Annotated in this window: 6 protein-coding genes; 5 read left to right on the forward strand and 1 reads right to left on the reverse strand. The window is 67.0% G+C overall.

Annotated features, from left to right (window positions below):
* Positions 1–30 precede the first annotated feature (30 nt).
* On the reverse strand, positions 31–603 hold the full coding sequence (locus FB454_RS21610) for a DUF4352 domain-containing protein (protein WP_145823364.1): 573 nt from the start codon (positions 601–603) through the stop codon (positions 31–33).
* A gap of 99 nt (positions 604–702) precedes the next feature.
* On the opposite strand from FB454_RS21610, the gene FB454_RS21615 reads away from it, so the two are divergent.
* The 5 genes from FB454_RS21615 (at position 703) to FB454_RS21635 (ending at position 9,873) form a co-directional block, all read left to right on the forward strand.
* Entirely contained in the window at positions 703–2,607 is a 1,905-nt protein-coding gene (locus FB454_RS21615) for an N-6 DNA methylase (protein ID WP_186461633.1), read from the forward strand.
* 211 nt (positions 2,608–2,818) lie between these two features.
* Entirely contained in the window at positions 2,819–4,780 is a 1,962-nt protein-coding gene (locus FB454_RS21620) for a type I restriction-modification system subunit M (RefSeq protein WP_400301903.1), read from the forward strand.
* The gene (locus FB454_RS21625) at positions 4,777–6,024 is read left to right on the forward strand and encodes a restriction endonuclease subunit S (RefSeq protein ID WP_145823365.1); all 1,248 of its coding nucleotides are present in this window, start codon (positions 4,777–4,779) and stop codon (positions 6,022–6,024) included. Before FB454_RS21620 ends, FB454_RS21625 begins: the two co-directional genes overlap by 4 nt.
* Before the next feature lie 95 nt (positions 6,025–6,119).
* Positions 6,120–9,065 (forward strand): type I restriction endonuclease subunit R, encoded by a 2,946-nt coding sequence (locus tag FB454_RS21630; protein ID WP_366614527.1) that lies wholly within the window; start codon positions 6,120–6,122, stop codon positions 9,063–9,065.
* Positions 9,066–9,090: 25 nt separating this feature from the next.
* Entirely contained in the window at positions 9,091–9,873 is a 783-nt protein-coding gene (locus FB454_RS21635; protein WP_145823367.1) for a hypothetical protein, read from the forward strand.
* Positions 9,874–9,964: the final 91 nt, after the last annotated feature.

Raw genomic sequence — 9,964 nt, forward strand, 5'->3', positions numbered from 1 at the left:
CGGATCCCGCCCCGGCCGGCGCAGGTCAGGTCAGCTCAGCGAGACGGTCACGCCGCCGGAGAACGGCGAGTCGTGCAGCTCCAGGCGGGCGAGCTTGACGTCCTTCGGGATGTCGAAGACGACCACGCCGGTGACCTGGTTGCCGGGGTTGATGTCGTTGAGGAACGTCTCGGCGTTCTTGTTGGCGTAGATGGCGGCCGAGCCGTCGGCGGAGTACTCGGTGCCGTTGGCGGCGTACGCCTTCTGGCTGCTGCCGTCGAACATCTGCGACTCCTTGCCGATGTTCTTCACGTTGACGGTGACCAGGCAGAACTGGCCCTGCGCCTTGGCACCGAACGCCGACGAGCCGACCTTGCTGACGCCGCACTTGGCGGACTTGACGGTGAACTCGAACTTGCCGTCACGGGCCGGCTGACCGATCTTCGCGGTCTTCGGCTTGTCGTCGTTCCTGCCCGTGTCGGCCTTGCCGCCGTCGGTGTCGCCGGCGGCCGCCTCGGTGCCGGCCTCCGCCTTGCTGCCGGTGGTGTCGTCGGTGGTGCCGGCACCGCAGCCCAGGGCGACGAGGGCGCCGGCGATCAGGGCGAGCGTGGTGGTCTTGCGCATCGTTTTCCTCCTGCTGTGAACGTGGCGGCGTCAATAAGAGCATCATCTGTGAATGCTGTCAACAAGCATGATGCTTGACAGGTGTGACACACTCCGAATGTGCAGGAGACACCGACAATCACCGCAGCGGAGATCGCCCGGCTCGCCGGTGTCGGCCGGGCCGCCGTCAGCAACTGGCGTAAACGACACGGCGACTTCCCGGAGCCGGTCGGCGGCAGCGCCACCAGTCCCGAGTTCGACCTCGCCCAGGTCGAGCGTTGGCTGCACGCCCAGGGCAAACTCCCGGAACTCGCCACCGCCGACCGGCTCTGGCGGCACCTCGCCGCAGCCGGCGCCTCACCGGCCGCCGGGCTCGCCGCCGTCGGCGCCCGGCTGCTCACCCGGCAGCGCGGCCAGCGCCCCACCCGCCCGGCAGACCCGCAGCTCAAGGCACTGGCACCGGACATCGACGCGCTCGCCGACGAACTCGGCCCACAGGGTGCCTTCGACGCGCTCTGGCAACGCTTCTCCGCCCCCGGCCCGGCCCGCCCGCACGCCACCCCCGACGACGTTGCCGACCTGATGGCTGGGCTCGCCGCCGTAGCCGGCGGCTCCGTCCTCGACCCCGCCGCCGGCACCGGCGCCACCCTGCGCGCCGCCGTCCGCGCCGGCTGCACCTCCGCGTACGGGCAGGAACTCGACCCCGACCTCGCCCGGCTCGCCGGACTGTGGCTGGCGCTGCGCGACGTACCAGGCGAGGTGAGCACCGGCGACTCGCTGCGCGCCGACGACTACTCCGGACGCACGTTCGACGCGGTCGTCTGCCACCCACCCTTCGGCGCCAGCAACTGGGGCGACGAGGAACTCGGCCACGACCCCCGCTGGATCGTCGGCACCACCCCGCGTACCGAACCGGAGCTGGCCTGGGTCCAGCACGCGCTGGCCCACCTGCGCCCCGGCGGCCACGCCGTACTCCTCATGCCCCCCGCCGTGGCCGGCCGCCGGCCCGGCCGCCGCATCCGCGCCGAGCTGCTGCGCCGCGGCGTGCTACGCGCCGTCATCGCGCTGCCGCCGGGGGCAGCCGCGCCGCACGGCGTACCCCTGCACCTGTGGGTGCTGCGCCGCCCACCGGCCGACGCGCCGCCACCGGCGCGGACGCTGCTCGTCGACGCCGCCACCGGCGACCACACCCGCATCCTCGACACCTGGCGGTTCTTCGCCAACGACGGCGAGATCGACGAGCCCGGCTACGCCCGCGCCGTCCCGGTCATCGAACTGCTCGACGAGGAGATCGACCTCACCCCCGCGCGTCGCCAGCCCGCCGTCGCGGGCGAGGCGACAGGCGAACATCTGGTACGCACGCGGGAGCGCCTCGCCGCCGTCGTCGCCGACTTGCCCACGCTGATGCCGCAGGTCACGCCCGCAGTCGACGAGGGGCAGGGGGAGTTCCTCACGGTCGGCGAGCTGGTCCGGGCCGGCGCGTTGCAGCTTCTGGGGCCAATCCGAGGCGCTGCCTCCGGCGAAGACGGTGGGCTTGCCGGTGACGGTCGGCCGGTGCTGACCGTGCCGGACGTGTTGGGCGGCGGTGAGCCGTCGGGGCGCGACGACGGGCGGCTCGGGCAGGAGATCGCCCTGGCCGTGGGGGACGTGGTGGTGCCGATGATCGCGCGGCAGCTCACCGCGCGGGTCGTGACGGCGGAGGGTGCGCTGTTGGGGCGCAACCTGTACCTGCTGCGGCCGAATCCGGCGGCGCTGGATTCGTGGTTCCTGGCCGGCCAACTTCGGACGTCGACGAATGAGCGGCAGGCGTCGAGCCTGTCGGGGACGCTGCGGTTCGACGTACGGCGGGCGCAGGTGCGGCGGGTGTCGCGCGAGGAACAGGAGCGGTACGGGGAGGCGTTCCGGCGGTTGGACGCGTTCGAGTCGGCGCTGCGGCAGGCGGCGACGCTCGGGGCGGAGCTGGTGCAGCTCACCGCCGACGGGCTGGCCCGTGGCGCGGTTTGCCCCGCGGATGGGCCAACATGATTCCCCGGCGGACATTCCTTTCGTCAGATATCCGACGCGGGGGCGGCGCTTCGGTGACAGATGCGGAAGCCTGCGGGCCGGTGGCCCGCCGTGCATCCTCCGCCTGAGACGACACGCTGACGCTCGGTTGATCGTTTCGGCCGAGTGGGCGACTACAACGATGCAGGACGGCAGTGATACTGCTTGTCTTAAGGCAATCGAAAGGAAACTGGTGAGCACCAAGCACCAAGAGTTGGCAAACTTCATCTGGTCTGTGGCCGACCTGCTCCGTGGCGACTACAAGCAGTCCGAGTACGGACGAGTGATCCTTCCGTTGACAGTGTTGCGACGGCTTGATTGCGTGCTGGAGCCGACGAAGGACGCGGTGCTCGCCCGGCACCAGCAGCTCAAGGACGCCGGCGTGCAGAACATGGACCCGGTGCTGCGGAGGGCCGCCGGGCTGTCGTTCTACAACACCAGTGAGATGTCGTTCCGCAAGCTGCTGGGCGACCAGGACCACGTGGCGCTCAACCTGCGCGCCTACATCGGCGGGTTCTCGCCGGGCGCGGTCGACGTGCTGGACAAGTACGGTTTCGACGCCCAGATCAGCCGCCTCGCCGAGGCGGGGCTGCTTTATCAGGTGGTCGCTAAGTTCGCCGACATCGACCTGCACCCGGGCGTGGTGTCCAACCACCAGATGGGCTACGTCTTCGAGGAGTTGATCCGCCGCTTCTCGGAAATCAGCAACGAGACCGCCGGTGAGCACTTCACGCCGCGCGAGGTCATCCGGCTGATGGTCAACCTGCTGCTGGCTCCCGACGAGGACGACCTCGTCACTCCCGGCATTGTCCGGAAGATCTACGACCCGGCCTGCGGCACCGGCGGCATGCTCACCGAGGCCCAGGAGCACATTCAGGCTCACAACCCGCACGCCACCGTCGAGGTGTACGGGCAGGAGCTCAACGGCGAGACGTACGCGATCTGCCGCTCCGACATGATGCTCAAGGGCGGCGACCCGACGAAGATTGCCTTCGGCAACTCGTTCAACCAGGACGGCCACGAGGGCGAACGATTCGACTACATGCTCGCCAACCCGCCGTTCGGCGTCGAGTGGAAGAAGGTCGAGAAGTTCGTCAAGGACGAGGCGGCCCGCGGCCACGCCGGACGCTTCGGTGCCGGTCTGCCCCGGATCAACGACGGCTCGCTGCTCTTCCTCCAGCACATGATCTCGAAGATGAAACGCCCCGAGGACGGCGGCAGCCGCCTCGCGATCGTCTTCAACGGCTCGCCGTTGTTCACCGGCGCCGCCGGCTCGGGGGAGTCGGAGATCCGCCGCTGGATCCTGGAGAACGACCTCCTGGAGGGCATCGTCGCGCTGCCCGACCAGCTCTTCTACAACACCGGCATCTCCACCTACTTCTGGATTCTCACCAACCGGAAGGACCCGGCTCGCAGCCGGAAGGTCGTGCTACTCGACGGCCGCGACTACTGGACGAAGATGCGCAAGAGCCTCGGCGACAAGCGCAAGATGCTCACCGACGACCACATTGCCGACCTGACCCGGGCGTACGTGAACGCGCTGGCCATCGCGGACGACCCGGAGCACCCGCAGCACGCCAAGGTGAAGGTCTTCAAGACCACGGACTTCGGCTACCAGCGGATCACCGTCGAGCGCCCGCTGCGGCTGCGCTTCGAGGTTACCGAGGAGACGGTCGCGCTACTCGCGGAGGCGAAGGCGGTCCTCAAGTACGCCGAGCGCGAGTCACTGCTGGCGGCCGCGAAGTCGCTGATCGGTACGTCGTCAGCGACGCGGGCGGAGTTCGCGATGAAGCTGAACGGGCTGGGGAAGCTGCCGGCGGCGGTGGAGAAGGCGGTATGGGAGGCGTTCTCGGTCAGCGACCCGGAGGGCGAGGTACAGACCGACCGCAAGGGCAAACCGATGCCGGACCCCGACCTGCGCGACAACGAGAACGTGCCGCTCGACGAGGACATCCACGACTACCTCAAGCGCGAGGTGCTACCCCACGTGCCGGACGCCTGGATCGACGAGACGAAGACTAAGATCGGCTATGAGATCCCCTTCACGCGGCATTTCTACGTGTATATGCCACCCCGGCGGCTCTCAGAGATCGACGCCGAGATTAGGGCGATCGAGTCCGAGATTGTGGCGCTGCTCGGCGAGGTGACTCAGTGAGACTAAAAGAGGTTGCCTGCATCAACCGGTCGTCGCTGCCCGATGCGACCGGGCCCGATTATGCCTTCAAGTATGTCGATATTTCCTCTGTGGACGGCACAGGTGAAGTTACGGTTCCGGCCGCGAAAACGACCTTCGCCGTAGCGCCCTCTAGAGCTCGACGACTCGCTCCCACGGGTGCCACCGTGGTGTCGACCGTGCGAACCTACCTGCGGGCCATTGGCCGGGTTCCCGATGTGCCGGACCAGCTTGTGTTTTCGACCGGATTTGCGGTGCTAGAGGCCGGGCCCAGGATTGACGCCGGCTATCTCTTCTATCTGTGCCGTTCGGAGCCCTTCGTTCAATATGTAGTGGCCCACTCCGCCGGTGTCAGTTACCCCGCCATCAACCCAGGCGATCTCGGCAACTTCCCCGTGAGCCTCCCGCCTGTCGAGGAGCAACGGCGCATTGCAGAATTTCTTGACTTGGAGACTAGGCGGATCAGTCAACTGCAGGCGCTGACGCGGCGGCAGCAATGGCTGGAAACGAAGCGTTTGGCCGAGTTCCTCCGCTTGGCGACGACCACCTCTGCGGGAGTTCCGAACCGGGAGACAGGGCTCTCCTGGATGCCTGTCGCATCCACTGCTTGGCCTTTGCTAAAGATCAGCCACGCCTTCGTCACCGGCAGCGGTACGACGCCGAGCTCGAGCGATGCTAAGTACTTCGAGGGTGATGTGCCTTGGGTGAACAGCGGCGATGTTGCAGATGGTCCGATCGCTACTACCGTCAAAGCTGTCACCCCCGCCGCTCTACGCGACTACCCGGCGCTTAAATTGTTTCCCCCTGGCGCGCTCGTAGTTGCTATGTACGGAGCAGGCGCGACGAAGGGTCGGGTAGGCGTTCTTAGTGTCTCGGCTTGTGTGAATCAGGCATGTTGTGTGTTGATGGGTACGGGGCGAATAACTGCAGAGTTTGCCTACTATTGGTTCCGTTCGCATCGCGACGGCATTGTTCGATTGGCAACGGGTGCTGGTCAGCCAAACTTGAGCCAAGAGCTTATCCGCACCCTTAAAATGCCGGCCCCGACGCTCCAGGAGCAGGGGGATATTGTTCAGAGAGTCCGGCGGGAAGAAAATGTGTCCAGGGCCAAGATTGAGGCTCTGGGGAAGCGGCTAGATCTTCTTTCTGAACGTCGGCAAGCGCTGATTACGGCGGCGATAACAGGTCGGATTGATCCGACTACGGCGCGGGGTGGGCACGTATGAGTTACGCTCGCCGGGAGCGGTCGTTCGAGGTGGCAATTGAGGGGGCATTGTTGTCGGGCTGGTCGCGTTGCGTATCCAGTAACTACGACCGGCAGATGGGTCTGGATACGGCGGAGTTGTTCGCGTTCGTAGGCGCGACCCAGCCGGACGAGTGGGCAAAGCTGTTGGCGTACCACGGCAATGACCCGGACGTGGCTCAGCGGCAGTTTGGCCAGTACCTCGCCAAGCAGATCGACGAGCGCGGCCCTCTCGATGTCCTCCGTCGTGGCGTCAGGGACAAGGGCGTGCTCATCCGGCTCGCCTACTTCAAGCCCGCCCACGCCATCACCGACGACGCGCTCAAGCTCTACCGCGCCAACCGCCTCACCGTCACCCGCCAGCTCCCGTATTCGACCAGCAACAACAACACCCTTGACCTCGTCCTCTTCGTCAACGGCATCCCCCTCGCCACAGCCGAATTGAAGAACCCGCTCACCGGCCAGACCGTCGAGGACGCCAAGGAGCAGTACCGGAAGACCCGTGACCCGAAGGAACTGATCTTCGCCCGGCGCACCCTCGTGCACTTTGCGGTCGACCCCGACCTGGTCTTCGTCACGACGAAGCTTGCGGGGGAGAAGACCCGGTTCCTGCCGTTCAACACAGGGTCGAACGGGCCCGGCGTGTCCGGTGGGGCGGGTAACCCGCCGGCCACGGACAAGGGTTACCGCAGCTCCTACCTGTGGGAGCAAATCTGGCACCCTGACGTGTTCATGGACCTGGTCCGGCGGTTCCTGCACTACGACAAGGAATCCAAGGCGCTGATTTTCCCGCGTTACCACCAGTGGCACGCGGTCACCCAGCTCACCGACCATGCGGCTCGCCACGGTTCGGGTCACAACTACCTGGTCATGCACTCGGCCGGGTCGGGTAAGTCGAACACCATCGCCTGGCTGGCGCACCGGCTGTCCAGCCTGCACACCGCGCCCGACATCGCCAAGGACGGGCTGCGCCCCAACGAGCCGGTCTTCGACAAGGTCATCATCATCACCGACCGGGTCGTCCTCGACCGGCAGTTGCAGGACACTGTCTTCCAGTTTGAGCACGTGCCCGGCGTGGTGCAGCGGATCGACAAGGACTCCGCGCAGCTCGCCGCCTCGCTTCAGGGTGAGACGGCCAAGGTCGTCATCACCACGATGCAGAAGTTCCCGTACGTGCTCAACCAGGTGCAGGGGCTCAAGGGCAAGCGGTTCGCGGTCATCGTCGACGAGGCGCACTCGTCGCAGTCCGGCGACTCGGCCGCCGCGCTGAAGAAGGTGCTGCTCAAACTCGGCAGCGACGACGTCGACGAGTCGGGCGACCTGCTCACGGCGTCGGCGCTGGCCCGTGGCCGGCACGAGACGCTGTCGTACTTCGCGTTCACCGCCACCCCGAAGCCGAAGACGCTCGAACTGTTCGGCACGCCGCACCCGGTCACCGGCAACCCGCAACCGTTCCACACGTACTCGATGCGGCAGGCCATCGACGAGGGGTTCATCCTCGATGTGCTGCGCAACTACCTGACCTACAAGTCGTACTGGAAGCTGGCCAACGCCAACCCCGACGACCCGGAGGTCGACCCGAAGAAGGCCGGCGCCCAGCTCGCCCGCTTCGCCAGCCTGCATCCCACCATGCAGGCCCAGAAGGCGGAGATCATCGTCGAGCACTTCCGCAAGCACACCGCGCCGCGCCTCGGCGGACGCGCCAAGGCCCTGGTGGTCACCGGCTCCCGCGAGGCCGCCGTCCGTCTGCACACCGCCATCAAGAAGTACGTCGAGATGCAGGGCTACGTCGGCTGCGACTCCCTCGTGGCGTTCTCCGGCGACCTGGAGGTCGACGGCGTCGAGCACACCGAGGCGCGGATCAACGGTTTCGGTGAGGGTGAGCTTCCCGGCAAGTTCAGCTACACCGCCGCCGACGACAAGCACGCCGGGACGCCGAAGGCCAAGCAGGACACCGAGTACAAGATCCTGGTCGTTGCCGAGAAGTACCAGACCGGCTTCGACCAGCCGCTGCTCACCACCATGTACGTCGACAAGCTGCTCAAGAACGTCGCCGCGGTGCAGACCCTGTCCCGGCTCAACCGCACCCATCCGCTCAAGACGCAGGGTGACGTGTTCGTTCTCGACTTCGTCAACGAGGCCGGCGACATCGCCGAGCAGTTCAAGCCGTACTTCGAAACCGCAGCCACCACGCCCACCGACCCGAACCTGCTCTACACCGCGCAGAACACGGTCACTGGCTACCCGGTCCTCGTCGACTCGGAGATGCAGGCGTACGCCGAGGCGCTGCTGGAAGCGGAGCGGAAGGCAACCACGGAGACGGGGCTCCAGCGGGCCCACGCCGCCCTCTACCGCTTCACCGAGCCGGCCGTCCAGCGCTTCAACGCCCTGGCCGCCGACGACCCGGAGGCCGCGGACGGCTTTCGGTCCGCGCTGCGCGACTACACCCGGATGTACGCGTTCCTCAGCCAGGTGGTGCCCTACCACGACGAGGAACTGGAGCGGCTCTACCTGTACGGGCGTGCGCTGCTCAACCGGCTTCCGCGGCGGCAGGACCCGTCCGTCGACATCGGTGAGGTGCAGTTGACCCACCTGCGGGTCAGCAAGACGGGCGAGCATGATGCGTCGCTGTCCCCCGAGGGGGAACAGATGCTGCCCGGCTTTGTCGGCGGTGGCGTCGGCTCGCAACACGACCCGGAGAAGGTCGCGCTCTCGGATCTGATCGACGCGTTCAACGACCGATTCGGTATCGGACTGGGGGAGGCGGACAAGGTCTGGGTCGAGCAGCAGATCGTCGCGCTGGCCGAGGATGGCACGCTGGAAGCCGCCGCTCTCGTCAACGACGAGAGCAACTTCGGCGTCGTCTGCGACAAGCGGATCGAGGACGTGATCCTGTCCCGCCACGACGACAACGGCAAGCTGATGCAGCGCTACCTCGACGACGAGAGCCTGCGCTCGCAGCTGAACCAGTTCGCACGCCGGCAGGCGTACCAGATGATCCGCCGCCGCAAGGGCATCGCCTGACCGAGACTCGCCGAGAGGAGGACGGTTGTCCCCGTCCGAGCCCACCTTCCACCTCTGGATCGCTGTGGACGAGTCCCGGGTCATGACCGCGCTCACCCCGCTGAAAGTGACCCGCTCGCCACGTCGACACAAGTGGGGCAGCATCACCGACCTGCGGGCGGTCCCGACCACCCCGGAGTCGTCCAAGGTTCCCGGCGTCGTCGTGCTCTGCACTGTCGCGGTGCTCGTCTCCGCCGTGCTCTGCTTGTCAGGTGCTCCACTGCTGGTCATCCTGTTTCTGGTCGCGCTCCTGCTGGGCCTCGGGCTCGCCGGCATCACGGCGACGAAGCCGCCACCTCAGATCGAGGCGCCCGACCAGGCGGCCTTTCCGGCCCTGCACCACACGCTGACCGAGGACGAGGACCGGGAAGACTTCCTCGACCTGGTGCAGTTGGCGGAGCGAGCCGGACGGGCGCTGCCCGAGGTGGGCCGTGTGATGGATGCGGCAGAGGGCGGGCAGATCCTGGCGCAGGCGCTCTGGGAGGCGAGCGATGTGCTCAGCCGCCGGCAGCAGTTGCGTACTCAGATAGGGCGCCGGCAGCCTAGCCCGGCGGGGGACTCGACGAGCAGCGTGGGGAAGGCGCTGACCGAACAGCGGCAGCGCGTGACAACGCTGTGGGACGAGACGGAGGCGGAACTGACCCGGGTGCGTAACGCGCTCGAACTCGCTGCCGTGGCGGCCGAGAACGCGGCGCACGATCCCGGTGCGGACGACGCGGTCCGGGAGGCTTATCAGGAGTTGCTCGACATCTATGGGGAGCGGTACTAGGCCGTGTTTCGTAGGGCGTCGGTGTTGGGGCGTGGCGGTGGTCGCTAATTGAAGAGGTCTCCGGTAGTTGGTTCAGCGACCAAGCTAGAAC

Source organism: Micromonospora sp. CNZ297 (assembly GCF_007827625.1).